Origin of the sequence: Alcanivorax sp. S6407 (genome assembly GCF_023016115.1) — a bacterium.
GTDB lineage: Bacteria > Pseudomonadota > Gammaproteobacteria > Pseudomonadales > Alcanivoracaceae > Alcanivorax.
This window is the reverse complement of the sequence record NZ_JALKBH010000002.1, coordinates 302,054-328,166: the sequence shown is the minus strand read 5'-3', so window position 1 is coordinate 328,166 and position 26,113 is coordinate 302,054. Positions and strand designations below refer to the sequence as shown.

Below are 26,113 nucleotides of genomic sequence, written 5' to 3'. Positions count from 1 at the left end.
GTCTTACATCTGGCGTAACAACCTGGAGAACACCATGGACTTTGATATCAACTCTCTCATGCAGCAGGCCCAGGCCATGCAAGAGAAGATGAAGAAAATGCAGGATGAGGCTGCCAATGCGGAAGTCACCGGTGAGGCCGGTGCGGGTCTGGTCAAGGTGACCATGAATGGTCGCCATGACGTGAAATCCGTGAGCGTGGACGATTCGCTGATGAGCGAGGACAAGGAACTGCTGGAAGACCTGCTCGCCGCTGCCGTGAACGATGCGGTGCGCCGGGTGGAGAAGCAGCAGCAGGACAACATGCAGAACATGGCCGGGGGCTTTCCGTTCCCGCCGGATTTCAAACTCTAGGATTTCTCTGTGAAGCACGCTCCGCTGGTTGACCAACTCATCCATGCCTTTACCTGCCTGCCCGGTGTCGGACCCCGCTCCGCCCAGCGTATGGCCTACGCCTTGCTCGATCGTGGTCGGGAGCAGGGCCGCCGTCTGGGTGATGCCCTGCATGCGGCCATGGATGGGGTGCAGCACTGCCAGCGTTGCCGCAACTATGCGGAGTCCGAGCTGTGTCCGATCTGTGAGAGCCCGAAGCGTGATGGCTCGCTGATCTGCATCGTTTCTACCCCGGCGGATGTGCTGGCCTTTGAGCAGTCTGGTGAATACCTGGGGCAGTACTTTGTCCTCATGGGGGAGCTGTCACCGCTGGATGGCATTGGTCCACGCGAGCTGGGTCTGGATGTGCTGGAGCAGCGTCTGCAAGGCGGAGAAATCCGCGAGCTGATTCTCGCCACCGGCACCACCGTGGAAGGCGAGGCCACCGCCCACTATGTGCTGGATCTGGCCCAGGATGCTGGCGTACAGGTGACCCGCATCGCCCAGGGCGTGCCCATGGGCGGCGATCTGGAATTCGTCGACGGTGCCACCCTGGCCCAGGCCCTCCGCGCCCGCCGCCCCTTCGAGAGCTAGCCGCAACCAGCTACAAGCTACAAGCTACAAGCTACAAGCTACAAGCTACAAGCTACGCTTGATTGGAAAGGAAAACCCAAATAGTTCCCTGGTTTTCAGCCTTTCTACGAAGCCGCAGTAGGAACGTAGCGTAGCGGAGTAACGCACGCAGTGCGGCCCGAAGGGTGAGCGTAGCGAATAACGGTCGTTCGACCGCGATCCGAGGCCAGGCGAGGTAGGGGTTTCAGGCTGCGGAGACCTATCTGGAGAGAGACCCCGACGCCATCACCGATAATCGCGGACAACCACATTGCAGCACCCCCCAACCCGGCCCGCGTTTCAACTTTGAACTTTCAACTTTAAACTGCCTTTCCCCACCTTGACCGGATGGCCCTCTCTCAGGCCATTCGTTCTTCTGCGGCTCTCCTTCCCTCAACCAACCCCCAATCCACATAACGCGACAAGGTGTATAGCCTCTTCCCATGCGGGTCTGTTAAGGTCTAAACCAAGCAAGCGCTAGGTTGAATCAAGAAGGAGGCCCTGTGAGCGCACTGGATTATTTCAACGAGACTCATCAGATGGTGCGGGCCACGGTCCGCAAGTTTGTGGAGAAGGAAATTCTTCCCCATGTGGATGACTGGGAAGAGGCGGGGGAGTTCCCCCGGGAGCTTTACAACAAGGCCGCAGAAGCGGGCATTCTCAGTATCAATGCCCCCGCCGAGTACGGCGGCACCGGTGAAGATGTATTCATGAAGGTGGCCGCCTGTGAAGAGCTGGTGCGCTGCTCATCGGGAGGCCTGTGTGCCAGTCTCGGTTCACTGGATATCGGGTTGCCGCCAGTGTGGAAATGGGGCACTGATGCCATGAAGGAAGCGGTGATCCCGGCGGTGATCGGTGGCGAAAAGATCTCTGCCCTGGCCATCACCGAGCCCAATGGCGGCTCCGATGTGGCCAACCTGCGTACCCGGGCGGTGCGCGATGGCGATCACTATGTGGTCAATGGTTCCAAGACTTTCATCACCAGTGGTGTGCGGGCGGATTACTACACGGTGGCAGTGCGTACCGGGGACAAGGGTTACGGTGGCATCAGTCTGTTGCTGATCGAGAAGGGCACCCCGGGTTTTACCGTGGGGCGCAAGCTGAAGAAGATGGGCTGGTGGGCGTCTGATACTGCCGAGCTGTTTTTTGAGGATTGCAGGGTGCCGGTGGAGAACCTGATTGGCCCTGAAAATGGTGGTTTCTACTGCATCATGAGCAACTTTCAGATGGAGCGCCTGATCCTGGCAGTGACAGCCAACAGCACCGCCCAGCTGGCTCTGGATGAGTGCCTGCGCTATGTGAAAGAAAGGGAGGCGTTTGGGCGCCCGCTGGCAGGCTTTCAGGTGACCCGTCACAAGCTCGCCGAGATGGCCACGGACATCAAGGCCAGTACCGAATTCACCTACCGGGTGGCGGCGAAGATTGCCGCGGGCGAGAACTGCGTTCTGGATGTGTCCATGGCCAAGAATGTGGCCACCCGCTGTGCCGACCGCGTGACCTATGACGCGGTACAGCTGTTTGGCGGCAGCGGCTACATGCGCGGCACCATCGTCGAGCGTCTCTACCGCGACAACCGCATTCTCTCCATCGGCGGCGGCACCCACGAGATCATGAACGAGGTCATCGCCAAGCAGATGGGATTGTGAGTGGCAAGCTACAAGCTACAAGCTACAAGCTGCAAGCTGCAACGCGGCATAGGTCATCAGAGGTTTAAACGTGTGAGGCCGCGTCCAGAGTTGGGCGCGGCCTCTTTGCGTTCAGTTTCCGGCAAGCTACCAACCGCGTTGTAGCTTGTAGCTGTGAGTTGCGAGGGACGAGTTTCGAGTTGCGAAAGGCATAAATCAAAAACGGTTTTACCACAGAGGGCACAGAGATCACGGAGTCAAAGCGCAGTTCCGGTTTCGTGTGTCCCCGGGTTTTGATCTTCGAAACTCGCTACTCGAACCTCGAAACTCGCTTCCCAAAAACGAAAGAGGCCGCGTCCAGGGTGTGGGCGCGGCCTCTTTGCGTTTAATCACTAGCAAGCTTCAATCGCGTTGTAGCTTGTAGCTTGTAGCTTGAGACTTGCTCAGCCGGTGCACTCAGGACGGCTCTGGTCCAGCTTGCAGCGAACCTTGCGCAGCATGTCCAGCATATCCGGGCTGTAGTAGCCTTCGGTACGCAGCTGGTTGCGGGCTTCCTGCATCAGTACTTCGTACTCGGCCTTGTCCGCATCCGGAATTTCAACCCACCACTTGGGATCCACTTTCTCTTCTTCTTTCTGCAGCTGGGCGACGATGCGATCCAGGTTCTGGAAGAAGTACTCGCGGGATTTCTGCGCCACGTCCGGAGAGAAAGCGTCTTTCTTGGCGATCAGCTGGATGGTCAGCTGTACCAGCGGGTAGTTGATGATGCCACCGTCCGGAGACAGCCCCTTGTAAAGTTCCAGTGCTTCATAGGCCGCCAGCGGGGCCGCAATCACGTCTACCACACCGTTATTGAACTTGGTGGAGAAGTTGGTGATGTCGGAGGCAACCGGAGTAGCACCTACCTGGGATACCAGCTTGGCCTGGGTTTCATCGTACTCGAGTACGGCGACACGCTTGCCGGCAGCCTTGGCCAGGGTGTTCACTTCCTTGTCGTTCACGAAGACATAGGCTGCACCTGCGGGGGCGATACCCATGATCTGATAGGAACCCTGAGACAGTTTGGCGGCGCTCTGCGGCATGGACAGTACCTGCAGCACGATACGCATGTGATCCATGGAGGGGATGGCGCCGATGGAATCCACGGTGCCGGCATACTGGTTAAAGCCACGGCCACGGATACCGGTCACGAGGGCCGCGTCACAGACACCCGCTTTGAGGTCTTCAGCAGCGATGGCTTCGTTGGTGTAGGGAACCAGCTCGGCATCAATACCCCAGCCTACGGCAGCAGTCTGCCAGTCTTTCATGGCACCCATCATCGGGCCGACATTACCCACGATGTCGAATACACAGATTTTTTGCGGTGCAGCCTGGGCGGTCACAGAGGTGGCCAGTGCACAGGCCGCGAAAGCGGCGGTCAAAAGCTTCTTCATGGAGTCATCCTGCGTTGTTGTTACTGGTATCGCTGTTTGTGGGCGCTTGGGTGAATCCCTACCCGTGCCCTTTTCAATATGAGTGGATAGTAGAGGTAAAGGTTCCGAAAGAAAAAGCCGCGGGAGTCAGGTTCGGGCTATTTTGGGTCAATTATTTCGCCAATTTGCAATTTGATGGTTATTGACGCTGGGCCCGGCGTACCTCCCCCGGGGTCTTGCCGGTCCAGCCCCGGTAGGCCTTGCTGAAACTGGCCTGGTCGCTGTAACCCATGTGTTCTGCGATCTTGCCCAATGGCATATCAGTGTCTTCCAGGAAGCGGGTGGCAAAGGTTTCCCGCACTTCGTTACGGATGGTACTGAATGAGTAACCCGCCAAACTCAGGTGACGGCGTACCGAGCGCGGGCTCATGCCCAGCCCTTCTGCCACACGTTCCAGGCTGCTGTTGCGACCAGGAGCGCTGATGATTTGCTGACGCACCCGGGAGGCCACCCGCAGGCTGTCATCCTTGTTCAGTTGCTCCCGGGATCGGGCGCTGGCCAGAAAGCCGGCCATACTGGCTTCATCATTGCGTGCCTGTCTTGCGGACAGCGGCATCAACACCCGGTTGGCCGGACGGTTGAAAAGTGCCTCCACGCCGTTGCTCAGCTGCTGCCAGTTGGGGGATCTGCCCGGATGAGGGAAATCGAACTCGAAGGTGAATTTGCGGCACACCAGGGATGCCAGTGAGTAGATGCTGCCCATGTAGATGTTGGTAATGGTGGGCTTGAGATCACCCAGGTCCCAGTTGTCGTGAAGCTGGATGCTGATCAGGCCGGCCTGGCAGCTGATTTCCATATCCATGAGTGGCAGCGATACGCGCAGATACTGGACCACCATGTTGATGAGTTTGGGGAAGTCCTGCTGACGAAGGAGGGCAAAGCCGAACAGGCCATGGCACTGAAGATCCAGTTCGCGGCCAAACTCAAAACTGGCAGAGGGGTCATCCAGCAGTTCGTTACCCTGGCGAAGAATATCGCACACCTGCTTCATGGAAAGGTATGAGTCAGGGTTGTCGAGTTTTTCGATATCAACACCGGAATTTTCGAGCACGACCGTGCCATTTATTCCGCGACTTTGAAGGAACCGTAAATAGCGGCGGGCGTAACGAGCAGAAATCAATGGAACGTCGAGAGCCATTCCCTGGTTCTTCATTCTTTTTTATCCGGTTTTATCCGGACCCTGTTGTTTTTATATGTGAGAACCGAGTCTCACTATGCTGCCGATAACAGAAAGGGAATCAAGTAATTTCCCTTTTTAACAAAAAATTGGCCGTTTTTACTATTAAACCATTGACCCTGTCTGGCCATGATGTCGCCCGCTTTATCGCATAAAAAGAAACAGGGAGCTAGAGAATGGCAAGGGAAAAAAAGGCAAAGTTAAAAGCGCGATATGTTCCTATTTCTAAAGTATCAGTAAAAATAATAAGGCGAATGTATGAGATATATTCGGAGTACTACGAAAATATAAGTTTGGACCTGTTTTGTCAGGACATGGCCGAGAAAGACGGTGTGTTTCTGGTTGAAGACCGCAGTGCCGGACGCATCGTGGGGTTTTCAACAATGAAGACTCTGGACATGCAAATGGGCAACAAAACGGTCAAGGGCGTTTTCAGTGGCGACACCATCATCGAAGAACAGTATTGGGGCAACAAGGCCCTGCACGTGGCGTTCTTCCTGCGCATGATTCGGGAAAAACTTCGTCATCCCTTCCGCCCCATGTTCTGGTTACTGATCTCCAAGGGATACAAGACCTACCTGTTGATGGCGAATAATTTTCTCAATTATTACCCCAATCCGGAAAAGCATTGCGACAAGCTTGAAGGCCTCGTGGATAACTACTGCGAGATGTTGTTCGAGCCTTATTACTGCCCGAAAAACAAGTTGCTCGATTTCGGTGGCGACTACACCCATCTTAAATCCGGTGTGGCGCAAATTACCGATGAAATGCGCGCCAGCAACGAAAAGATTCACTTTTTTGAAAAGCGTAATGCTACCTGGCAGCGTGGCACGGAATTACCTTGTGTGGGTGAAGTCAGTTACTCCCTGATTCTGAATTACCCATTCACACTGCTGCGTAAAATGCGCCGCAAGTCCCGACTGCCGATGACCGCTATGCCGGCCAAATAACAATAACAACGGGGCACCCATGTTTGGACACCAACTACTGAAGCTGGCCACCGGGCCAGGTGAGCGCCGTTTTGCCCGCTCGTTATCGTCACTGGAAACCGTGCAGCGTGAAAACCTGTCGCGGTTACTGGCCCAGGTTGCCGGTATGCCGGCGCATCATCAGGCCGGTTTGCGGGCGGATATGAGCTGGGAGCAGTTTGCCGCTGCTCAGCCTGTCACCGATTACGAACACTGGCGAGACAGTGTTGAGGGACATCGTGAGAAGGGCGAAAGCAGCTTGAGCCGTTCACCGGTGAGCCGTTTTCAGCCCACCAGCGGATCGACTTCTGCTATCAAATGGGTGCCCTACAGCAAGGCGTTTCTTGGTGAGCTGGATAATGCCATCAGCCCCTGGGTCGTGGATCTGTATCGTCAGTTTCCGCGGCTGAAGCAGGGGCGGCATTACTGGTCCATGTCCTGGGTTCCCACGTCACTGCGTGACAGCATGAGTGAAGAGATCAACGACGATCTGCAGCTCATGTCGCTGGGCAAGCGGCTGTTGGCCGGCGCCACCCAGTCAGTGCCGCAGAACGTGTCCATGGCGCGCACCTCGGATGATTCCCTGTTTGCCACCCTGGCCTGGCTGGCGGCGGATTCCTCCCTGTCGATGATGTCGATCTGGAGTCCGACCTTTGGTCTTGGCCTGCTCAAGAGCCTTGCCCTGTGGCGTCATGAACTCGCGGCGGTGCTGGCCTCTGGTGAATGGGGCGAGCACATGCAGGGAGTCGACAATCCCGGTTGCCCGAAATCGCCCCGGGCTGCGTCCTTGCTACGGGACTGGGATGGCTCTCTGGATCCGCAGTTCTTTGCGGCGCTGTGGCCTTCACTGGCACTGGTCAGTGCCTGGGATACGGCGGCTTCCGGCCCTTGGGCAAAACAGCTCCATGCCTTGCTGCCTCAGGCGGATTTTCAGGGCAAGGGCCTGTGGGCCACAGAAGGCGTGGTCACCATTCCCTATCAGGGGGAGCACACCCTGGCGTACCGCAGCCATGTCTATGAATTTCAGGATCCGGATGACGGCACGGTTTATGCGCCGTGGGAATTGAGCGAGGGGCAACGGGTGATGCCGTTGCTGAGTACCGGTAGTGGTCTGCTGCGATACAAGCTCAAGGATCTGGTGCTTGTTGAAGGTTTCAACCAGGGGGTTCCCATCCTGACGTTTCTGGGCCGGGCAGGGACCACCGATCTGGTGGGCGAAAAACTTACCGCCCCGGTGCTGGACGAGGCGATTGGCCGACTGGATTTGCCGGGCGCGGTGACGCCGGTGTGCACGGTGGCGGTGGACGATGCGGGTAATGGCAAGCCGGGTTACCTGCTGTTGCTGGAGGGGCCTGCGGATCAGGCCGGTGATGCTGGCCAGCGGCTCGAAGCCGAATTGCTACAGCATTTCCACTACCAGCTGGCACGCAACCTGGGCCAGCTGGAGCCGGTTCGTTGCGTTATCCATTCGGCCATGCGTGAGCGTTACCTGGACCAGTGCCGTCAGCGCGGCATGATCGAAGGCAACATCAAGATGGAGTCGTTGCAGTACTGGCCGGGCCCCCTGCCAGGCTGGTTGATGCCTGTGGCTGAAAGTTCCTCCAGCCGGGAGGAGCCGGCACTGTGAGCTACCGGATACGTGCTGCCTGCGAACAGGACAATGAGGCGATTCTTACCCTGCTGCAAGGTACCCCCCAGCAGGGTGCAGTGACCCTGAATTTCGAGCGACGGCCGGATTATTTCCGGGGAGCGAAAGTGACCTGCGAAGAGCCGGATATCTGGGTCGCTGAGCCCACCGGCGAACAGGATGGGCTGGGGGCGATCGTCAATGTCGGCTGGCGAAATCTGTGGATCAACGGTGAGGTAAAGCGGGTGCGCTATGCCCACGACCTGCGCATTGCACCGCAATCCCGCAACGGCCGGGTACTGCATCGCATTTCCCGACATATCCGCAAGCTGTTGGCGGAGGGGGAGTGGATGCAGACCACCATCCTCAGTGATAACGACACGTCCCTCTCCACGGTGGCCAGCGGCCGCGCTGGCCTGCCGGTTTACTATCCGGCAGGTACCATTGAGACCAGTATGCTTTATACCCGACCGCGGGCGCCTCGGGCCCCTGCCGATGTGACTATCAGGCAGACGGGTGAGGATGACTTGCCGGCCATCGCGGCGCTGCTTGCCCGGGTGGGCAAGGAAAAACAGTTTTTCCCCAGCTGGGATCTTGCCCGGTTGCGCGGTGATGATTACTGCTATGGGCTGAAGCCGGACAACTTTCTTGGCCTGTGGGTACGGGGTGAGCTCAAGGGCGTAGTGGGTTTCTGGGATCAGAAGTCCATCAAGCAGACCCGGGTGCTTGGCTATGCCCGGGGCCTGGGCCTGATGCGCCATCTCTACAATTCCCACAGTGTGCTGCGCGGCGGGATGCGATTGCCTGCCCCCGGCGGAATACTGTCCTACCTGACCTTGCACAGTGTGGCAGTAGAAGACGACGACCCCGAGTTGTTGCGACTGCTGCTGGAGCATGCCATCAGTTTTTTCCACGGCCGCTACGATGCGCTGGTATGCGGCTTTTTCTCTCATGATCCTCTGGCCAGGGTTCCGGCCCGTTACCGTCGCCGGGTGCTGCTTAGCGAACATTTCCTGATGAGCTTTGATGGCGACCCCCGTGAGCAGATCGACAGTGAACGTCCCTGGTATGTGGAGGTGGCGCGCCTATGAACGCGACGGCGACCGACTATATCGGCATGTGGTATCGCGCCCGTGCCCGCCTGGGAGTGGCAGACCGCACCGAATTCATGGCCATCAACCCGATCACCGGCGAACGGCGCACGGTTTATCAGCGTCATCGTGATGCGGACGGAGTGGGGGGCATGCTGTCTTTTGCCCGCTCTCTGGGCATGGATGCCCCTCCCATTCCAGAGGCCCGCTACCGCAAGCCTCCGCCCTTCTGGCGGCGTTGGCAGAGCTTGCCTGAGTCTCGTGAAGCGGTGGAGCCGCAATGGCGGGCCTTTGGTACTCCCGGTGAGACCGTCCCGGACCCGGTGGTGCAATGGCTGGACCAGGCCCAGACTCGTGCCCTGTACCAGCGTGCAGAGCGTCTTGGGGTATCAGTGAACAGTCTTCTGCTGGTGGCTTTGCATCGTGCCGTCTCGCAAACCCTGTTGCTCACCCCTCAGGCGGGCAGCTGGTGTTTCCCGGTGAACATGCGCGGCAGTGTGGCGATTCCCCGTCAGGAGATGAATCTATCCAGCGCGTTTTATCTGGTAGTGGATGACGGTGATACTCCGGCCCAGGTTGATCAGGCCATTCGTGATCATTTGAAAGCCAATGTGCACTGGCGCTACTGGCACATGGCCCGCATTGGCCGATGGGTAGGCCAGCGCGGCGTGAACTGGATCTGCAAGCACTTGTTGTCCGGCCCCGGGCATCTGGGCTCGCTGTCCAGTCTGGGGGAGTGGCAGCTCGATTGTGCCTCGGCCGGGTTAGCGGAGGATACCGTGTTTGCCTGCTGTGGACCGGGCAGTCCTACCCATCCGGTGGCCAACGGCGTGCTGATAGCGAATGGCCGCATGAGCCTGTCGCTGAAGCTGCATCCGTCGTTGGGGGCGGGCAATACGGAGGCAGAACGCTGCCTGCAACAATGGATCAAGGGGCTGGAAGCCGAGTCATGAAATTACCCATCAGTTTGCGCACCCTGGTGGCCCTGGCCGCGGCACTTGCCATGGGGGCGGCCGTGGTTTCCCTCTACCTGGTCCCCCCGGCCCAGCCGGTGATCAAGCGTTATGACAATGTGTTGTCGCTGGATACCTGGCAAGTGGAATGGCGGGATGTGGTCATTCCGGTCTACACCCAGGGACTGGTGCGTGCTCGCCACGAGCTGCCGCTGAGTATGGAGGTGTCTGGCCGGGTGGAGGAAGTTTCCCCGGCATTTGCCGACGGTGGCCGGGTGATGGCGGGTGAGGTGCTGCTGCGTCTGGACCCGGAGCCGTTCGAACTGGAAGTGGTAGCCCAGCAGAATGCCGTCCATGCAGCCCGGCTGCACGTGGCGGAAACCCGTGCCCGTGCCCGGGTGGCCGGTGGCTCCAGCCGCTCTTCCGCACTGGGTCGTTTCGAGCCGCAAATGGATGAAGCGCGCAGTCGTCTCGCCGCCGCCCAGGCGGGCCTGCGTCAGGCCCAGCGCCAGCTGGAGCAGACCGAGCTGGTGGCCTCTATCAGTGGTCGTCTGAAGGGCGTCAAGGTCATGCCCGGTCAGCATCTACAGGCCGGTGCGTCACTGGGGCTGCTTTATCAGGAAGATCTGGTAGAAGTGCGTTTGCCGGTACGTGACGACTGGCTGGCCCTGCTCGGAATTGTGCCCGGTGATGATGGCTCCCTGCAGCAGGTGGATGCGGTCCTGCGGGGTCGCTTCGCTGGTCAGGATGGCGAGTGGCAGGGGCGGGTGGTGCGCCGTGAGGGGGGGCTCAACCGCAACCAGATGATGCACCTGATTGTACAGGTGGAGAATTTCGAACAGACGTTGCCGCTGGAGCCGGGGGTGCTGGTCCAGGCAGAGCTGCGCGGTGCGGCGACACCGGCCGTGGCCGTATTGCCTCGCTCTGCCCAGGCGGGGGAAGGCAGTATCTGGGTACTGGATGATGACAAGCGTCTGCGCCGCCAGGCGGTGGCCGTTCTGCATCACGACAGCGATCATCTTTATGTTCACGACGGGGTCAGCAGCCAGACCCAGGTGGTACTCGCCGGCGACCTGCAGCTGCTGGAAGGCATGCAGATCAACCCCCGCCCGCCGGGCGCCGATCTGGCCAGCATGGTTGAAGGGCGGGCCACAGAGAGCGTAACCCGATGAATCGTTCCATTGCCTGGTTTGCCGGCAATAGCGCAGTGGCCAATCTGTTGATGATGACGCTGCTGCTGGCGGGCCTGCTGGCCATCCCCAATACCCGTCAGGAAACCCTGCCCAATGTGCCGCTGGATCGCGTCGGTATCTATGTGGCCTGGCCCCAGGCGACCCCGGAAATGGTGGAGTCGCTGGTGTGTACACCGGTAGAAACCGCCATTGATGACGTGGAGGGCGGCACCGAGCTGATCAGCGAATCCCGTGAAGGGTTGTGCTCGGTGCAGCTGGATGTGGTGGAAGGCCACGATACCCGGGCAGTGCTGGAACAGATCCGCACCCGCCTGGAGGGGCTGGATAATCTTCCCCGGGGAGCAGAGCGCCCGAGGGTGCAGGAGTTGGTGGTGCGTAACCGGGTGGTGCGGCTGCTGGTCAGCGGTCACCTGTCACGCAAGGACATCTACCAGCTAGCGCAGAAGGCCCGTCGCCAGCTGCTCAATCACGAAGCGATCTCCAGTGTGGATATCGAAAACCTGCCGGACCGGGAAATGTCTCTGCAGGTGGATAGGGATGACCTGTATCGTTTTCAGCTGACCCTCGACGGTATCGCGGCAGCGGCCTCGCAGAGTGTGCAACGGATTGCCGGGGGCTTGCTGCGTAGCGAGCGCGGCGACTGGCTGCTGCAGACCGGCCAGCAGCCCGGTAGTGTTCAGGCCTATGAACAACTGGCCATTCGCCAGTCCGATCAGAGCGACATGCTGCGATTGGGAGATGTGGCTCGGGTGGAAGATGGCTTCTCCCGTGACAACCAGGCTGCCTGGCTGGATGGCCAGCCGGCGGTGGCGCTGGATGTCTACCGGGTCGGTGACCAGAATGTACTGGCGGTGGCGAATGCGGTGAAGCAGTGGATGGCAGAAAGCGAGTTGCCTCGTGGTGTCACCCTGCGGATCTGGAATGATGATGCGCGCCAGTTCCAGGAGCGCTCCAACCTGTTGTGGCGTAACGCCCTGCAGGGGCTGGTGTTGCTGACCCTGATGCTGGCGGTCTTTCTGACCCTGCGGCTGGCAGGGTGGGTTTCCCTGGGGATTCCCGTGTGCATGCTGGGTGCCTGCGCCCTGTTGCCGCTGCTGGGGGAATCCTTCAATACCATCTCCTTGTTCGCCTTCATTCTGGTGCTGGGGATTGTGGTGGATGATGCGGTGATCGTGGGCGAGAGCATTGATCACCAGCGTCGCGGAGGATTGGCAAGCCCAGAGGCGGCGGTCACTGGCGCCCAGCGAGTGGCCAAGCCGCTGCTATTTGCGGTGCTGACCACGATATTTGCGTTTGCTCCGCTGCTGTTTCTGCCCGGCCCGGAAGGCGCGCTGATGCGGGTGATTCCCATCGTCTCCATAGCCATTCTGGTGCTGTCACTGGTGGAATCCCTGTGGATCCTGCCGGCTCACCTCAGCCATGGCCGCCCCCCCCGCGGTATCTGGCTCAAGTCAGAACGATTGTCGAATCGAATCAATGACGGCTTGGAGCGCTGGCTGGATTATCGGGCCCGCCCGATGCTGCGTCTCGCCCTGCGTTGGCGCTACGTGCTGGTGGTGGTGTTTGTCGGTCTGTTCCTGTTCTGCTGCGCGCTGGTGAACAGTGGCTGGTTGACCATGGTGCTGTTTTCCCGGGTAGAGGGGGATCGCGTCATGGCCGAGGTGGTGTTCCCGCAAGGTACCGGGGATGCGCGTCTGGTGCGTGAAGTACAGGAACTTGAAGGCTCGGCGCGGCGCCTGTCAGAGGCGCTGGATATGGCCCAGTCGCCGGTGGCGGTGGATGCCATCTTTGCCGAGCAGGGAGTACGCCAGAAGACCTCCAACGCCCAGGATCCGGGAGCCCGATTCCGGGTGCGGGTCACCCTGGCGATCAGTGGCGATACCGGGCAGTTGTCGCCACGGGAACTGGCCACGCGCTGGCGGGAGTTGCATGGCCCCATAGCGGATGCCTTGTCGGTGAAGTTCCATGCCAGCCTGATGGCGGTGAAACCGGATATTCACCTGAACCTGTTCCATTCCGACCTGGAAACCCTGCAACGGATGAGTGAGCAGGCCGCGCTGGCCCTGTCGAGAATGGAGGGGGTGCATGAAGTGGCGAACAACCTCCATGCCAAACGCACCATCGTCGAGATCAACCTGCGAGAAGAGGGACGACTGGCAGGGTTGCGTGCCGAGGAAGTGGGCGCCCAGGTGCGCAATGCCTTCCACGGTATCGAACTGGATCGCTGGTTCGAGCAGGATCAGGAGGTGCCGGTGATGTTGCGGCTTGCCGCCGGGGACAGTCGCAATCTCACTGATCTTGAACAACTACCGCTGAAGTTGCCGGACGGCGAGATGACCCTGCTGTCTGCGGTGGCCGATCTTTCCCGCCGTCAGGCCCCGGCCATGATCAGCCACTACGACGGGCGCCGCAGTGCTACCGTGAGTGCCTTCGTGGATGAGCACACCACCTCGCCGGGGCTGGTGATGCAGCGCCTGCAGGAGAACTTGCTGGATCCGATGATGGCGGGTGATGAAGAGGCTGGCTGGACGGTGGCCGGCAAGCAGGCTGCGGTGCAGGACTTCCTCGATCATCTGTCGATCAGCTATCTGATCGCGCTGGCCGCGATCTTCTTCCTGCTGACGGTGCTGTTCGGTGGTTACGGTCAGCCGCTGCTGGTCATGGCGGCCATTCCCTTCGGCATGGTGGGGGCCTTCCTTGGCCACTTCCTGCTGGGCTACAGCCTGACGCTGTGGTCGCTGGTGGGGGTGATTGCGGTCAGTGGCGTGGTGGTGAATGACAACCTGGTGCTGATTGATGCCATCAACGAACTCAAGGAAAAGGGCAAGGCGTTACGTGACGCGGTGGTGGAGGGTGTCAGCAGCCGGCTGCGCCCGGTCATGCTGACCTCGATCACGACCTTTGCCGGGGTTGCCCCGTTGATGCTGGAAACCAGCGTCCAGGCGCGCTTCCTGATTCCCATGGCGGTGGCCCTGGCTTTCGGGGTGCTGTTTGCCACCCTGGTGAGCCTGTTGCTGGTGCCCTGCCTGCTGGTCATCGGCCATGACATCCGCGTCGCTTATCAGCGTTGGCAGGCCCGCTGGCGAGCCCCGGAAGCCTCCGAGATCGACACGGTGGAAGTGGCCTACGAACGCGGTCAACTCACCGCCTGGTGGGGCGCCAGTAATCCCTATGAGGACCCGGTGCTACGCTCGGCGTGGGAAGCCGGCCGACAGGATCACGGCAACAAGGAAGAAGGGGAGTTGCCGCAGCATCTGTAGAGGGGCAGAAGCGAGTAACGGGTTTCGAGTTGCGAAAGGCCAAACAGAATGAGCTTTCGGGCTTTGGTTTTCGAAACTTGCTACTCGTAACTCGTAACTCGTAACTCGTAACTTGTAACCATTTCCCTCGCCTGGGCTCGGATCGCCTTGCAAGCAAGGCTCCTACAAACACCGGCGCTTTTCTCATCTGTGGGAGCTTGCCTGCAAGCGATCCGGGCGACAGCGAGGGCCGGTGTTTGTGGGTTTTGCATGCCGCGTGAAGCGTGATGCAGCCGCAGCGCGGCTCACAAAAAAGCCGGCCCCGGTTTCCCGGGGCGGGCTTTTTTGCGTCAGGCATCGTGCCTCAGGCGTCCAGCGTAATTACGCCTTGCCCTGGTTGGCTACTGCCTCGGCGGCCTTGGCCACTTCCTCGGCGTCGCCCAGGTAGTAGTTTTTCACGGCTTTCAGGTTGTCATCCAGCTCGTAGACCATGGGCACCCCGGTGGGGATGTTCAGCTTCACGATCTCTTCGTCGGAGATGTCACCCAGGTACTTCACCAGGGCTCGCAGGCTGTTGCCGTGGGCACAGATCAGCACCTGCTTGCCGGATTCGATGGCGGGCTTGATGTCGCTCTCGAAGTAGGGGATGAAGCGGTCCACGGTGTCCTTGAGGCTTTCGGACAGGGGGATCTGCTCTTCGTTCAGGTCCTTGTAGACCCGGAAGTTGCCGGCATAACGCTCGTCATCACGCTCCATTTTCGGCGGCGGGGTGTCGTAGCTGCGACGCCAGATCAGTACCTGGTCATCACCGTACTTCTCGGCGGTCTCGGCCTTGTTGAGACCCTGCAGGGCGCCGTAGTGACGCTCGTTGAGGCGGTAGTCACGAATCACCGGGATCCACATCTGGTCCATGGTGTCCATGATGGTCCACAGGGTGCGAATGGCGCGCTTGAGCACGGAGGTGTAAGCCACGTCGAATTCAAAGCCTGCTTCTTTCAGCAGTTCGCCAGCCTTGCGGGCTTCCTCGCGGCCTTGCTCGGTCAGATCCACGTCTTTCCAGCCGGTGAAGCGGTTATCCTTGTTCCAAACGCTCTGGCCATGGCGGACCAGTACCAGTTTCGTGCTCATGCGGTGTTTCCTGTGCGGGTTTCAGTGCGGCGCAAAGGTTAGCAGAAAACGGCCGGAAAATTGAGCATTGGCCAGCCATATTTCATCGGGGTATACGATTACTTTCCCGGTTTGCTGAAATGTGACCGCCCGAGCCCGTATAATCGACCCCAATTCAGTTTCAGGCGGATTCATGGCTTATCTCTGGTGTGACACAAATGACGCGCTCGGCGGCTGGCTGGCAGACCTGGCCCCCGGCAGCCCGGTTTATCTGGATACGGAGTTCATGCGTGAGCGCACCTTCTGGCCCGAACTGGCGCTGGTTCAGGTCCACGATGGCCGGGAGATCCGCCTGATCGACACACCACGGGTTACCCCCGCCGTGCTGGCCCCCCTGTTCAGCAAGCACACCCTGGTAATGCATGCCTGCTCGGAGGATCTGGAGGCCATTGCCAGCTTTACCGGCGCCTATCCGGAGGCCATCGAGGATACCCAGATTGCCGCTGCGCTCACCGGTGAGGACATGCAGCTGGGATACCAGAAGATTGTGCAGATGCTGCTGCGAGTGGAATTGCCCAAGGGGGCGACCCGCACCAACTGGCTGAAGCGGCCGCTCAGCGAGGAGCAGCTGCATTACGCCGAGGACGATGTGAAGTATCTGCCGGAAGTGGCCGATATTCTCCGTGAGCGGCTGGCCAGCCAGGGCCGGATGGACTGGTGGAAAGAGGAGTGCGAGCGACTGCTGGCGCAGGCCAGCCGCGAAGAGTTACCCGAAGATGCCTGGCGGGGTGTCAAGGGCGCCGGGTTGCTGCCGGATGATGCCCGGGCTGTGTTGTCAGTGCTGGCCCCCTGGCGCAATAAGATGGCCCGGCAGCGCAACCTGCCGAAAAGTTTCGTGATCAAGGATGCCCAGTTGCTGGATCTGGCCCGCGCCCGCCGCAGCGACCGGGGCATGCTGGCCGATGTGGGGCTGCACCCGAAAAGCATTCGCCGCGATGGCGATGCGTTGCTGGCCCTGATCGCTGAAGGTCAGCAGGTGCCACCACCACCGCCGTTGCCCGGGCCGCCAGACGCTAGAGAAAAGAAACTGGCCAAGGCTCTGCGTGGCAAAGTGGGGCAGATTGCCGAGAGTGTGGGGCTGAAGCCGGATGTACTGATGCGCCGACGCTGGCTGGAGTCCCTGATTCGACACCCGGAGCGGGTGCCGGAGCCGTTGACCGGCTGGCGTGAAGACGTGATAACCAAGCCGTTGCTGGAGTTACTTTGATGCTGCAGGGCAAGCTGTTTTGCTCGATTTACAAGACCCGCAAGAAGGCGGGCATGTACCTGTTCGTGGATCGCCAGAAAGGTCTCAAGGATCTGCCTGAAGCGTTGTTGAACCAGTTTGGTCGTCCGGAGCATGTCAACGACATGATCCTGTCTCCGGAACGCCCACTGGCCCGGGCGGATGTGCAGCAGGTGATGGACAAGATCCGTGAGCAGGGCTTCTATCTGCAGATGCCGCCACCGCCGGATGAGGACCTGTACCTTGCGGCCGGTCACCCGGATCGCCCGCGGGGCATGGATGACGACTAAGGCCCTGCGGGACAGGTTCTGGGAGCTGCCACTGGAGCAGCTCACGGATCGTGAATGGGAGGCGCTCTGCGATGGCTGCGGAGGCTGCTGTCTGGTTAAACTGGAAGATGAAGACAGCGGTGAACTGGCCTTCACCAATCTGGCCTGTCGCTATCTGGACGCCAGCAAATGCCAGTGCCGGGTGTATGATCAGCGTTTCAGCAAGGTCCCGGATTGCATCCGCGTCACCGAGGCGGTGGCCCGTAATACCGACTGGTTGCCGTCGACCTGCGCGTACCGGTTAAGGGCACACGGTCAGCCTTTGCCGCACTGGCACCCCTTGCTCACAGGCGACCGACGATCGGTTCAGCAGGCAGGCAAGAGCGTAGCGGGTCGGGTAGTATCCGAACAGCTGATTCCCGAGGAAGACTGGGAAGAACACATTATTCATTGGGTCGAGTGATCTTCAGGCGTTGATCACAGGCTGAAGCAGTCAGGAGTTGTTGTGACGACCAAAGCATATCTGTGGGGCTGGTTTGCCTATCTGGTGGGTACCGGAGGGGTGTTGTTTGTCTGGTGGTGGCTGACCCGCTCTCTTGGGGTCTGGGCCAAGGTGCCGCTGCGCATTGTGCTGACCGCGCTGCTGATTACCCCCTGGTCGGTTTCTCCCGAGCATGATGAATGGGCGCCGGCCTGGGTGGTGTCCCTGTTTGACGGGCTGGCGCAGGAAGATATCAGCCTGTGGCGTGCCGGTGGTCCGCTGCTGGCCATGCTGGTGGTGGCGTTGGTGGTAGCCGCACTTGAAGTCTGGCGCCAGCGCCGCAAGCAATCCCGTCTGGCGGCAGAGGTGGCAGCACAGGAATGAAGCCCTGCATCTTCTGTCAGATACAGGCCGGTGAACTGCCGGCCAGCGTGGTTTATGAAGACGAACGGGCCATGGTAATCCTCGATCTGTTCCCGGTTCGGGAAGGACACTGCCTGGTGATTCCCAAGGTGCATGCGCCTCTGGTGGAAGAACTCTCCACGGAGATGACCAGTCACTTGATGGACCTGGCGCGACGGACCATCAAGGCACAGAAGCGCGCCGGTCTGCCGGTGAAAGCACACAACCTGGTGATCAATGATGGCCGCGAGGCCAATCAGCATGTGCCCCATGTGCACCTGCATGTCATTCCCCGCCGCGGTGGCGATACCCTGGCCACCGCTTTCACCTGGGCCACGCGCCTGCTCAACATCTTCGGTATGGGCAAACGCCGCAAGAAGCTGGATCGACTGGCCGGGCTGTTGAGCGAGCATTTTCCGGGCTCTTCCTGAAGTCGGGGTCTTTCCAAAAAGATAGTGACACAGCCTTGCCAGAACAGGGCCCGGGCACACGCGAGGCCTTGTCCCTGTTTTGTAGGAGCGGTGGTTCCACCGCGATTTTCGGGTTTCTTTGGTTTCTCGATTGTCCCCGGAGGGCATAGCAAATCACGGCTCCCACAGTGGGCGTGGTGCCGGGGTGACGGATCTCGGGGTGGGAGCGTGCTTGCACGCGAAGAGCCAACCCTTTCGTCTGCAAGCAGACTCCCACAGAAAGCCACACTTTCGTCACTCTCTGTGTCAGTCAACGCCTCAGGGTCGGCGCCAAGCCTTGACCCGCAGTGGCCAGCGCACCGTCCGGGGCTGATCTCCCCAGGCCTCGGCCAGCACCGGGGTAAAGGTTTCGAGTGGATCCTCGCCAGCCTGGCGAGCCTTCACCAGCGCCGACCAGGTATCCAGATAGCCGAGCATGTCCTCCAGGTGCCAGTGGCACTGCAGGTAATCCTGCGGCCAGGGGAGCGGTTCCCAGGGCAGGCTGGCCTCCGGGTAGTTGGCCATCAGCGCCTGCCGCTCCTGTGGCCACCAGGGGCCGAGCGGACCGTCATGGTAGTCGCGGATCAGGGTGCCAAGCCCGTCCACTTCACACAGGCCGTAACTGATCAGTGCCAGCACACCACCCGGGCGCAGACAGCGCTTCGCTTCGGCGAAAAACGCATCAGGGTCAAACCAGTGAAAGGCCTGGGCGACGGTGATCAGGTCCAGGCTGGCGTCTGCCAGCGGTACTGCAGAGGAAGAGCAGGAGAGATAGTGGCTGGCCGAGGAGGGCGCTGCCTGTAACTGCCTGAGGCTGATATCGGCCCCCAGCACAGCGGAAAAGAACGGTTCCAGCCCCCGGCAGGCCTGGCCAGTGCCGCAGCCCACATCCAGCGCCAGTGAATGATGCCGGCATTGTGCCGCAAGCCAGGCAAAGAGGGAGTCAGGGTAACCGGGGCGGTGTTGTTGGTAGAGCGAACCACGCTGAAACAGCGGTTCAGTCACTGAACAGGCCACCGTTGTCGAAATGGGCGGCCCACAGTCTGCCGTCGGCCCGTTCCAGATCCAGCGCAATGCCGGCCAGTAAATGGCCATCCGGGGCGGCGCACCAGGCTACAGTGCCATAAAGATGGTAAGTGCCATGCTCTTCAAGCAAGGCCACCCAGAGCTCCACGTCCGTGTCTGGACGAATCGGCGCAGGCAACTCGACACTGATCCCTGCCAGCGAAACATCATGGGTCGTCAGGTAGAGACGATCTTCCAAGCTTACCGATGAGGAGCGCGCAGGGAGTAGCGTCAGCGAAAGGCTTTCTTCACGGTGAGTGCGGGGGTAGCGTCGGTTTTCCATTGCCGTTGCCATAGTGATCCCTATCCGTAGATTGCCCGGTCGACCAGGTAGGAGGCCAAGGCGATCAGGCTGACGACGCCCGCCAGAAACAAAAGGAAAAGCAGCGCTGGTTTGGCTGTCCTGGGTAGGGGTTCTGTTTCACGCGGTAGTTGTGATGGTTCCGGTTTCGCCATCAGCACTCTCCCTTCAATAGCCTGTGGCTACAGTATCCGCTATTCACGATGAATTAGGAACCTGCACGGGCTTAATGGTATTGACATAATATCGAGGCGTCGAGTTCCTGTGAGCGAAATGGAATGGTGTAGACAAACCTCCGTCTCGCTGGCACTTGAGAAGGAATGAGACAAAAAAGGGGCCAAAGAGCCCCTTTTTTGAGTTTTGCCGGTTTAGCCGGCAAAGGCGATTTTATGGAAAAGGTAGTCATGCGCGGCGTCGGACACCAGCGGCAGGTAGGATACCAACAGAAGCGCTGTCAGCATTACCGCAACAGGCAGTAAGTACTTCTCGTAGCGTCGGTAGAAGGAGCCGCCATGAACACGGGCCGACTCCACTTCCTCGTCCCCAACAACCTGGCGTGTTAGCAGATGGTTAAGCGCCACTGGCGGGGAGAGATAGCCAAGTTCAAAGGCCACCAGGGTAATCATCCAGAAGTGCAGGGGATCGATACCATTAGCAAAAGCCACGGGCGCGATCGTGGCGTTCACCAGCAGCACTGCCCCCATGGGATCCATCGTCATGCCGATGATCACCATGGTAATTACCAGCAATGTCATCGCAATCCAGATACTGGAGAACGTCTCTGGCAGGTTCTCCATCAGGCCGGAACGCTCGATAATTCCGCCCATGCTGACAGACATCCCCATTAGGATAAGCAGGGCACCAATGTGGCCGGTTGTCTCATTGGTTGCAAAGCGAAGTGAGGACTCGAGGTTGTCACCAACACCCGGCTCTGCCTGGTAGTGCGGATCCATATTCGGCGTTTTAACCAGATAGTGAACCACCAGACAGGCCGCGAGGATGATATTGCGCCAGAACAGCCCCCAGAACACATTCTGCAGGCCTTCGGAGGACATCCCGGTGGGGATGTTGCCAGAGCTCAGAGCCTCTTGCATGCCCAGCATGTTAAAGAATGAGTAAGCCAACAGCGGGATCAGGAGTAACGAGAAGAAGTGGAGGAAATAGCTGCTCAGCTTTTCGTACGCAAGAATCGCAAAGAGCATGACCGGCAGAATGATGGGCGCATAGATCTCGTCAAGTTTGATGGCCAGTAGATCCTTAAACACCACAATCACTGAGCCCATGATGATGATATAGGGCAGCAGGGGAATCAGTCGTTTGATGCTGGCGGGGACTGCCTCAGAAAATGGGGCAATACGTGCCGGAGCGGTACGGGCAAACTGGCTGTAGATGAAAAAGATGAATAGCGTCAGGTAGAAAATCTTGATGCCGGCAGTAAACATCTCACCTGTTGTGACTGCGTTATTCAATGCGGCAATGATAACAACCAGCAGACATGGACGAAGCACTACCCCTAAAGAGCCAGACATGGCAGTGGCGGCAAGAGCTAGTTGCTTGCGGGCTCCTGCACGAACCAGTTCGCTGTAAATCGTGGCCCCGGCAGCAATCACAAAGATACCTGATGCACCAGTATACGCCGTTGGAAAGGCGGTGATCGCCAGTACCGCAAAGCACATCAATTCCGGGGACATTTTCCACGGGCGAAGAACATCAAAAACAAGATGCGCCAATCGAGTCTGTCGCAACATCATGCCAATCCAGATGTATAGGGCCAGGCTGAGGAACAGGGTGGATAGCTCCATGATCATGCCCAGATAGACGCTGATGCCGTGGTAGTAGCCCTGTTGAGCAAACTGGATGCCTGCCGAAATACACATGATGCTGTACAGCGGAATCGTGAGTAGCGCTTTGCCCCAGGTGCCACCCTCCTCGAGATCTCTCGGTGGTTTTACAAGCTGGTAGAGGGCCGCCAGCGAGAGGATGGCAAAACCGGCAATCCAGAATTGATGTAAGTGGAAGTGATTAACCTGTACGCCATCAGCCATTGCCGCCATTTCTTCCCCGCGGTATACCCAGGCGGATATCAGTAGCATCAGGTTGGCGCTGAGCTGCCCAATGGTGGAGACCAGATGATCTTTTCGGGTGCAAGCAGGACGCAGAGCAATATGGTGCCGAGTGAGGGTTGCCGTCGCTGCACAAATGAGGATCAGCAAGCAAAGCAGCAGGCGTTTGTAGTCGCCGAGAGAGGTGACTAGCTGCGCGACCCCCGTCTCAATATTACGAAACGCGATAACCCCAGGGGTGACTTGCTCCTGAACCATGGTGTAATCGGCCCACTTGTCCCTGCAGATTTGCCGTGATGCCTCAAGCGAACGTTGTATGGCCGCTTCGTCAATATCGGATCCAAAAAGACCAGCCAGCGGATCATCAGCCATTTGGGCTTGTTTCCGGGCCACAGCCTCCTGCAGCGAGCGTCCCATGTCCGGGTCCGGGTTGCAGTTGGGTTCCCCGACGAGCCCCGCGGTTCTCAGCTTGAAATAGCCTTCCCAGGTGTTTTCGCCAATCTTGAGTAGCTGCGAATGGATCACTTCCCCAGAAGCGAGGAAGATCGTCAGTAAAAGTACGATGAGAGTAGGTAGTGAGGATAACCATTCTTTGGGCGACCGCCGCCCGATGCTTAGACTGACCGTGTCCATTCAATATCCTTGAGTTTCTTTTTATTGAGTTGACGGAGCCTAGCAGAAAGAAAATAGGCCTGATAGTCAGTAAAAAATCTCAGAAATAGAGTGGGCCCCAACTGATTTGGCAATAAAAAAGGGCCCGAAGGCCCCTTTTTTAAACGTCCAAAGTGCTATCAGCCACCAACCGCGATTTTATGGAACAGATAATCGTGGAGGGAATCGGACATCAGCGGTACGTAGGATACCAGCAGCAAGGCGGTCAGCATCACCGCGATGGGCAGCAGGTACTTCTCGTAACGGCGGTAGAAGCTGCCACCTTCCACTTTGGCGGATTCCACTTCTTCGTCGCCCACCACTTGCCTTGTTAACAAGTGATTGAGCGCCACTGGTGGCGACAGATAACCCAGCTCAAAGGCGACCAGGGTGATCATCCAGAAGTGCAATGGTGCGATCCCGTTATCGAAAGCAATCTGGGCAATGGTGGCGTTCACCAGAATCACCGCCCCGTAGGGGTCCATGATCATACCGATAATCACCATGGTGATGACCAGCAGGGTCATTGCTACCCAGATATTCGGGAAGGTTTCCGGCAGCATTTCCATCATGCCGGACCGTTCGATGATGCCGCCTACGCTCACGGACAGTGCCATCAGCATCAGCAGAGCACCAATATGACCGGTGGTTTCGTTAGTGGCAAAGCGCAGTGAACTTTCCAGCTTCTCGCCCACACCGGGTTCTGGCTGGTAGTGCGGATCCATGTCGGGCGTTTTCACCAGGTAGTGAATCACCAGACAGGCCCCAAGGACGATATTACGCCAGAACAGCCCCCAGAACTGGCTCTGTAGGCCTTCTGCAGAGGTGCCGGTGGGGATGTTGCCTGTGTTGAGTGCTTCTTGCATGCCAAGCATGTTGTAGAAGGAGAATGCCAACAGAGGCACCAGCACAAGGGTAAACACATGCAGTGACTTCTCGCTCAGTTTTTCATAGCAGAGGATGGTCAGCAGCATCACCGGCAGAATGATTGGCGCATAGATCTCGTCAAGCTTGGTACCGAGCAGATCCTTAAACACCACAATCACGGTGCCCATGATGATCACATAGGGCAGCAGGGGGATCAGGCGCTTGATGCTGGCAGGTACCGCTTCAGAGAATGGTGCGATACGGGCCGGAGCGGTGCGGGCAAACTGGCTGTAGACAAAGAACAGGATCAAGGACAGGGCAAAGATCTTCAGGCCGGATGTGAACAGCTCGTCAGTGGTAACACTGTTGTTCAGAGCCGCGATGATGACCACCAGCAGACAGGGGCGCAGTACCACACCCATGGAGCCGGACATGGCAGTAGCGGCCAAGGCCAGCTGCTTGCGGGCACCAGCGCGAATCAGCTCATTGTAGATGGTGGCACCGGCAGCAATAACAAAGATACCGGAGGCACCCGTGTAGGCGGTGGGTACCGCAGCTACCGCGAGCACCACGAAACACATCAGTTCCGGAGACATTTTCCAGGGGCGCAGCACATCAAATACCAGATGAGCCATCTTGGTCTGGCGCAGCAACATACCAATCCAGATATACAGAGCCAGGCTGAGGAACAGGGTGGACAGTTCCATCATCATGCCCAGATATACACTGATACCGTGGTAGTAGCCCTGGCTGACAAACTGGATGCCAGCGGTAATACACATGAAGCTGTAGAGCGGAATGGTCAACAGAGCCTTGCCCCAGGTGCCGCCTTCTTCCAGGTCTTTCGGGGGACGAATCAGCTGATAAGCGGCTGCCAAAGAGAGGATCAGGAAGCCGCCGATCCAGAATTGATGCAGATAAAAGTGATTTACCTGGACCCCATCGGCCATAGCAGATACTTCTTCGCCACGATAAATCCAGGCGGAGAGCAGTAGCATTACGTTGGCACTTAGCTGGCCGACAGTGGCCACCAGGTGATCCTTGCGGGTGCGAGCCGGGCGCAGGGAAATATGATGCCGGGTCAGTGTAGCGGTGGCGGCACAGATAATAACCAGAAGACAGAGCAACAGTCGCTTGTAGTTACCCAGGGTGGTAACTACTTTGGCAACGCCACCTTCCAGGTTGCGGAACGCAATGACGCCTGGGGTGACCTGTTCCTGAACCATGGTGTAATCGGCCCAGCTGTCGCGGCAGATCTGACGAGAGGCTTCCAGAGATTGCCGCAGGGCACCTTCGTCCTCATCGGTGCCAAAAATACCGGCCAGAGGGTCATCAGCCATCTCTGCCTGTTTCTGGGCGACAGCCTTCTGCAGTTCAGCGTCCAGATCCGGGTCCGGGTTACAGGTGGGTTCCCCGACCAGGCCGGCGGTACGTAGCTTGAAGTAGCCTTCCCAGGTGTTTTCGCCGATTTTCAGGAGCTGGGAATGAATCACTTCACCTGATGCAAGAAAAATAGTCAGCAACAGGAGAATCAGAGTGGGTAGGGAAGATAGCCATTCGCCCACCGAGCGGTTGGCGACAGTCATGCTAGAAGGTTTATCCATTGTGCACCCGGTTATTGTTATACCGTTTCGTTAGCTGGAAATATAAAACCAAAAACAATGGTTCTCTGTTTGATTTCCGTATTCTGGACAGTGTTAACGCTATTGCCTTCCTGCAGAACTTGCAGGAAATGGCTGAAAAAAATCAGGTTATAAGAGCAAAACGGGGCCGATGTCGGCCCCGTTTAGTACCCACCAAAATTACTCGGTGGGGTTTACACATTCAGCACGGGAAGAGTCCTGTTTGCAGCGCACCTTGCGCAGCAGGCTCATCATGTCCTTGTTGTATACGCCGTCGTTGGTCAGGGCGATACGTGCTTCACGCAGCATTTCGTCATACTTGAGTTTGTCGGCTTCCGGGATACGGACCCACCACTTCTTGTCGACTTCGTTATTGGCATTGTCGATAACGCGCATGGCACGATCAAACTGACCGAGCATGTATTTGCGGGACTGTGCTGCATAGCCTTCCGGGAACTTGTCACGCTTCAGCAGAACCTGGGCGGTCAGCTGGCCGAGCACGTAATCCACGATACCGCCGTTGGGCTGCATGCCTTTGTACAGTTCCAGAGCGGAATAAGCAGCAATCGGCGCGAAGCAGATATCCACAGAGCCATTGTTGAAACGACCAGAGAAGTTGGTGATGTCAGACATTACCGGAGACATGCCCACCCGGGAGGCCATGCTGGCCTGCGCGCTATCGTATTCCAGTACCGCGATGGATTTACCAGACAGTTCGCCAACGGTATCGATGGTGCGGTCCTTCACGAACAGGTAGGCGGCCCCCATCGGCGCTACACCACCAACTTCATAGGGACCGGAAACCAGATGTTCCTTGATGGAAGGATGCTCGCTGGCCAGCACAGTGAGAACCTGACGCATGGCGTCGTAGCTGGGGATGGAGCCAACGGAGTCCAGGCTGCCGGTATAGCTGTTGAACTGGCGGCCACGAATACCGGTCAGCACCGCTGCATCACACTGTCCTGCTTTCAGGTCTTCTGATGCGATTTTTTCGTCCGTGTAGGGCTTCAGTTCCAGATCTACACCCCAGCCGAGAGCGGCTGTCTTGTAGTCCTTCATGATGTTGTAGATATCGCCGTTGGCACCAATGATATCGAATACGCACATGGTGCGCTTCTCGGCGGCCTGGGCGGGACTGATTGTCAGTGCAAGAGCCGTAGTGGCCACTGCTGTCAACGCCTTGAAATAGCGCATGGTGGTCTCCTGGTTACTTCTTGATCTAAT

At 58.5% G+C, this 26,113-nt stretch carries 23 protein-coding genes; 14 read left to right on the top strand and 9 right to left on the bottom strand.

Translation table 11 applies throughout. The features are described from left to right. Positions 1–34: 34 nt before the first annotated feature. The 3 genes from MWU49_RS04650 (at position 35) to MWU49_RS04640 (ending at position 2,628) form a co-directional block, all read left to right on the top strand. Positions 35–352, top strand: a complete 318-nt coding sequence (locus MWU49_RS04650) for a YbaB/EbfC family nucleoid-associated protein (protein WP_246968775.1) — start codon at positions 35–37, stop codon at positions 350–352. A 9-nt stretch (positions 353–361) separates the two neighbouring features. Then, positions 362–964: a recombination mediator RecR gene (gene recR, locus MWU49_RS04645; RefSeq protein ID WP_246968773.1), complete on the top strand. Its 603-nt coding sequence runs from the start codon at positions 362–364 to the stop codon at positions 962–964. Positions 965–1,485: 521 nt separating this feature from the next. Next, positions 1,486–2,628, top strand: coding sequence for an acyl-CoA dehydrogenase family protein (locus MWU49_RS04640; protein WP_246968771.1), 1,143 nt, complete (start codon positions 1,486–1,488; stop codon positions 2,626–2,628). Positions 2,629–3,050: 422 nt separating this feature from the next. Here the strand turns inward: MWU49_RS04640 and MWU49_RS04635 are convergent, their stop codons facing one another. Together MWU49_RS04635 and MWU49_RS04630 are read right to left on the bottom strand one after the other, a co-directional pair. After that, positions 3,051–4,040 carry a putative solute-binding protein gene (locus MWU49_RS04635; protein ID WP_246968769.1) on the bottom strand — a complete coding sequence of 330 codons (990 nt, stop codon included), beginning with the start codon at positions 4,038–4,040 and terminating at the stop codon, positions 3,051–3,053. Positions 4,041–4,218: 178 nt separating this feature from the next. Next, complete coding sequence (locus MWU49_RS04630; RefSeq protein ID WP_281502165.1) at positions 4,219–5,217, bottom strand: AraC family transcriptional regulator; 999 nt, start codon at positions 5,215–5,217, stop codon at positions 4,219–4,221. Between the two features lie 353 nt (positions 5,218–5,570). Between MWU49_RS04630 and MWU49_RS04625 the strand changes: the two genes are divergently transcribed. Genes MWU49_RS04625 through MWU49_RS04600 form a run of 6 tightly spaced genes read left to right on the top strand, consistent with a single transcriptional unit; the run spans position 5,571 to position 14,348 of the window. Next, positions 5,571–6,206, top strand: a complete 636-nt coding sequence (locus MWU49_RS04625) for a hypothetical protein (protein ID WP_246968765.1) — start codon at positions 5,571–5,573, stop codon at positions 6,204–6,206. A 19-nt stretch (positions 6,207–6,225) separates the two neighbouring features. Beyond that, complete coding sequence (locus MWU49_RS04620) at positions 6,226–7,851, top strand: GH3 auxin-responsive promoter family protein (protein WP_246968763.1); 1,626 nt, start codon at positions 6,226–6,228, stop codon at positions 7,849–7,851. Continuing rightward, entirely contained in the window at positions 7,848–8,942 is a 1,095-nt protein-coding gene (locus tag MWU49_RS04615; RefSeq protein ID WP_246968760.1) for a hypothetical protein, read from the top strand. Before MWU49_RS04620 ends, MWU49_RS04615 begins: the two co-directional genes overlap by 4 nt. After that, entirely contained in the window at positions 8,939–9,895 is a 957-nt protein-coding gene (locus MWU49_RS04610) for a hypothetical protein (RefSeq protein ID WP_246968758.1), read from the top strand. The genes MWU49_RS04615 and MWU49_RS04610 overlap by 4 nt, the downstream gene beginning before the upstream one ends. Next, a complete protein-coding gene (locus MWU49_RS04605) occupies positions 9,892–11,067 on the top strand; it encodes an efflux RND transporter periplasmic adaptor subunit (protein WP_246968756.1) in 1,176 nt (391 codons plus the stop codon). Before MWU49_RS04610 ends, MWU49_RS04605 begins: the two co-directional genes overlap by 4 nt. Next, a complete protein-coding gene (locus tag MWU49_RS04600) occupies positions 11,064–14,348 on the top strand; it encodes an efflux RND transporter permease subunit (protein ID WP_246968754.1) in 3,285 nt (1,094 codons plus the stop codon). The genes MWU49_RS04605 and MWU49_RS04600 overlap by 4 nt, the downstream gene beginning before the upstream one ends. 360 nt (positions 14,349–14,708) lie before the next feature. Here MWU49_RS04600 and gpmA read toward each other — a convergent pair whose 3' ends face one another. Next, complete coding sequence (gene gpmA, locus MWU49_RS04595) at positions 14,709–15,455, bottom strand: 2,3-diphosphoglycerate-dependent phosphoglycerate mutase (protein WP_246968752.1); 747 nt, start codon at positions 15,453–15,455, stop codon at positions 14,709–14,711. A 172-nt stretch (positions 15,456–15,627) separates the two neighbouring features. Here gpmA and rnd point away from each other — a divergent pair, with 172 nt between their 5' ends. Genes rnd through MWU49_RS04570 form a run of 5 tightly spaced genes read left to right on the top strand, consistent with a single transcriptional unit; the run spans position 15,628 to position 18,302 of the window. Beyond that, positions 15,628–16,701, top strand: coding sequence for a ribonuclease D (gene rnd, locus MWU49_RS04590; protein ID WP_246968750.1), 1,074 nt, complete (start codon positions 15,628–15,630; stop codon positions 16,699–16,701). Then, on the top strand, positions 16,701–17,009 hold the full coding sequence (locus tag MWU49_RS04585) for a YcgL domain-containing protein (RefSeq protein ID WP_246968748.1): 309 nt from the start codon (positions 16,701–16,703) through the stop codon (positions 17,007–17,009). Before rnd ends, MWU49_RS04585 begins: the two co-directional genes overlap by 1 nt. After that, on the top strand, positions 16,999–17,451 hold the full coding sequence (locus MWU49_RS04580; RefSeq protein ID WP_246968746.1) for a YcgN family cysteine cluster protein: 453 nt from the start codon (positions 16,999–17,001) through the stop codon (positions 17,449–17,451). Before MWU49_RS04585 ends, MWU49_RS04580 begins: the two co-directional genes overlap by 11 nt. Before the next feature lie 42 nt (positions 17,452–17,493). After that, positions 17,494–17,853 carry a hypothetical protein gene (locus tag MWU49_RS04575; protein WP_246968743.1) on the top strand — a complete coding sequence of 120 codons (360 nt, stop codon included), beginning with the start codon at positions 17,494–17,496 and terminating at the stop codon, positions 17,851–17,853. Beyond that, positions 17,850–18,302 carry an HIT family protein gene (locus MWU49_RS04570; RefSeq protein WP_246968741.1) on the top strand — a complete coding sequence of 151 codons (453 nt, stop codon included), beginning with the start codon at positions 17,850–17,852 and terminating at the stop codon, positions 18,300–18,302. The genes MWU49_RS04575 and MWU49_RS04570 overlap by 4 nt, the downstream gene beginning before the upstream one ends. Before the next feature lie 297 nt (positions 18,303–18,599). Here MWU49_RS04570 and MWU49_RS04565 read toward each other — a convergent pair whose 3' ends face one another. From MWU49_RS04565 to MWU49_RS04540, 6 genes are all read right to left on the bottom strand, one after another. Next, positions 18,600–19,325, bottom strand: a complete 726-nt coding sequence (locus MWU49_RS04565) for a class I SAM-dependent methyltransferase (protein WP_246968739.1) — start codon at positions 19,323–19,325, stop codon at positions 18,600–18,602. After that, complete coding sequence (locus tag MWU49_RS04560) at positions 19,318–19,680, bottom strand: PilZ domain-containing protein (RefSeq protein WP_246968737.1); 363 nt, start codon at positions 19,678–19,680, stop codon at positions 19,318–19,320. Before MWU49_RS04560 ends, MWU49_RS04565 begins: the two co-directional genes overlap by 8 nt. Before the next feature lie 8 nt (positions 19,681–19,688). Continuing rightward, complete coding sequence (locus tag MWU49_RS04555; protein ID WP_156107783.1) at positions 19,689–19,841, bottom strand: hypothetical protein; 153 nt, start codon at positions 19,839–19,841, stop codon at positions 19,689–19,691. A 213-nt stretch (positions 19,842–20,054) separates the two neighbouring features. Beyond that, on the bottom strand, positions 20,055–22,382 hold the full coding sequence (locus MWU49_RS04550; RefSeq protein WP_246968735.1) for a TRAP transporter large permease subunit: 2,328 nt from the start codon (positions 22,380–22,382) through the stop codon (positions 20,055–20,057). A 158-nt stretch (positions 22,383–22,540) separates the two neighbouring features. Next, positions 22,541–24,871: a TRAP transporter large permease subunit gene (locus tag MWU49_RS04545; RefSeq protein WP_246968733.1), complete on the bottom strand. Its 2,331-nt coding sequence runs from the start codon at positions 24,869–24,871 to the stop codon at positions 22,541–22,543. A 198-nt stretch (positions 24,872–25,069) separates the two neighbouring features. Continuing rightward, on the bottom strand, positions 25,070–26,083 hold the full coding sequence (locus MWU49_RS04540; RefSeq protein ID WP_246968731.1) for a putative solute-binding protein: 1,014 nt from the start codon (positions 26,081–26,083) through the stop codon (positions 25,070–25,072). Positions 26,084–26,113: the final 30 nt, after the last annotated feature.

Bases quoted from the DNA above. Each gene is read 5' to 3' on its own strand.
- gpmA (WP_246968752.1), bottom strand. From the start codon at position 15,455: ATGAGCACGAAACTGGTACTGGTCCGCCATGGCCAGAGCGTTTGGAAC.
- rnd (WP_246968750.1), top strand. From the start codon at position 15,628: ATGGCTTATCTCTGGTGTGACACAAATGACGCGCTCGGCGGCTGGCTG.
- MWU49_RS04545 (WP_246968733.1), bottom strand. From the start codon at position 24,871: ATGGATAAACCTTCTAGCATGACTGTCGCCAACCGCTCGGTGGGCGAA.
- MWU49_RS04580 (WP_246968746.1), top strand. From the start codon at position 16,999: ATGACGACTAAGGCCCTGCGGGACAGGTTCTGGGAGCTGCCACTGGAG.
- MWU49_RS04635 (WP_246968769.1), bottom strand. From the start codon at position 4,040: ATGAAGAAGCTTTTGACCGCCGCTTTCGCGGCCTGTGCACTGGCCACC.
- MWU49_RS04630 (WP_281502165.1), bottom strand. From the start codon at position 5,217: ATGGCTCTCGACGTTCCATTGATTTCTGCTCGTTACGCCCGCCGCTAT.
- MWU49_RS04585 (WP_246968748.1), top strand. From the start codon at position 16,701: ATGCTGCAGGGCAAGCTGTTTTGCTCGATTTACAAGACCCGCAAGAAG.
- MWU49_RS04605 (WP_246968756.1), top strand. From the start codon at position 9,892: ATGAAATTACCCATCAGTTTGCGCACCCTGGTGGCCCTGGCCGCGGCA.
- MWU49_RS04540 (WP_246968731.1), bottom strand. From the start codon at position 26,083: ATGCGCTATTTCAAGGCGTTGACAGCAGTGGCCACTACGGCTCTTGCA.
- MWU49_RS04610 (WP_246968758.1), top strand. From the start codon at position 8,939: ATGAACGCGACGGCGACCGACTATATCGGCATGTGGTATCGCGCCCGT.
- MWU49_RS04600 (WP_246968754.1), top strand. From the start codon at position 11,064: ATGAATCGTTCCATTGCCTGGTTTGCCGGCAATAGCGCAGTGGCCAAT.
- MWU49_RS04555 (WP_156107783.1), bottom strand. From the start codon at position 19,841: ATGGCGAAACCGGAACCATCACAACTACCGCGTGAAACAGAACCCCTA.
- MWU49_RS04625 (WP_246968765.1), top strand. From the start codon at position 5,571: ATGGCCGAGAAAGACGGTGTGTTTCTGGTTGAAGACCGCAGTGCCGGA.
- MWU49_RS04560 (WP_246968737.1), bottom strand. From the start codon at position 19,680: ATGGCAACGGCAATGGAAAACCGACGCTACCCCCGCACTCACCGTGAA.
- MWU49_RS04570 (WP_246968741.1), top strand. From the start codon at position 17,850: ATGAAGCCCTGCATCTTCTGTCAGATACAGGCCGGTGAACTGCCGGCC.
- MWU49_RS04650 (WP_246968775.1), top strand. From the start codon at position 35: ATGGACTTTGATATCAACTCTCTCATGCAGCAGGCCCAGGCCATGCAA.
- MWU49_RS04620 (WP_246968763.1), top strand. From the start codon at position 6,226: ATGTTTGGACACCAACTACTGAAGCTGGCCACCGGGCCAGGTGAGCGC.
- MWU49_RS04550 (WP_246968735.1), bottom strand. From the start codon at position 22,382: ATGGACACGGTCAGTCTAAGCATCGGGCGGCGGTCGCCCAAAGAATGG.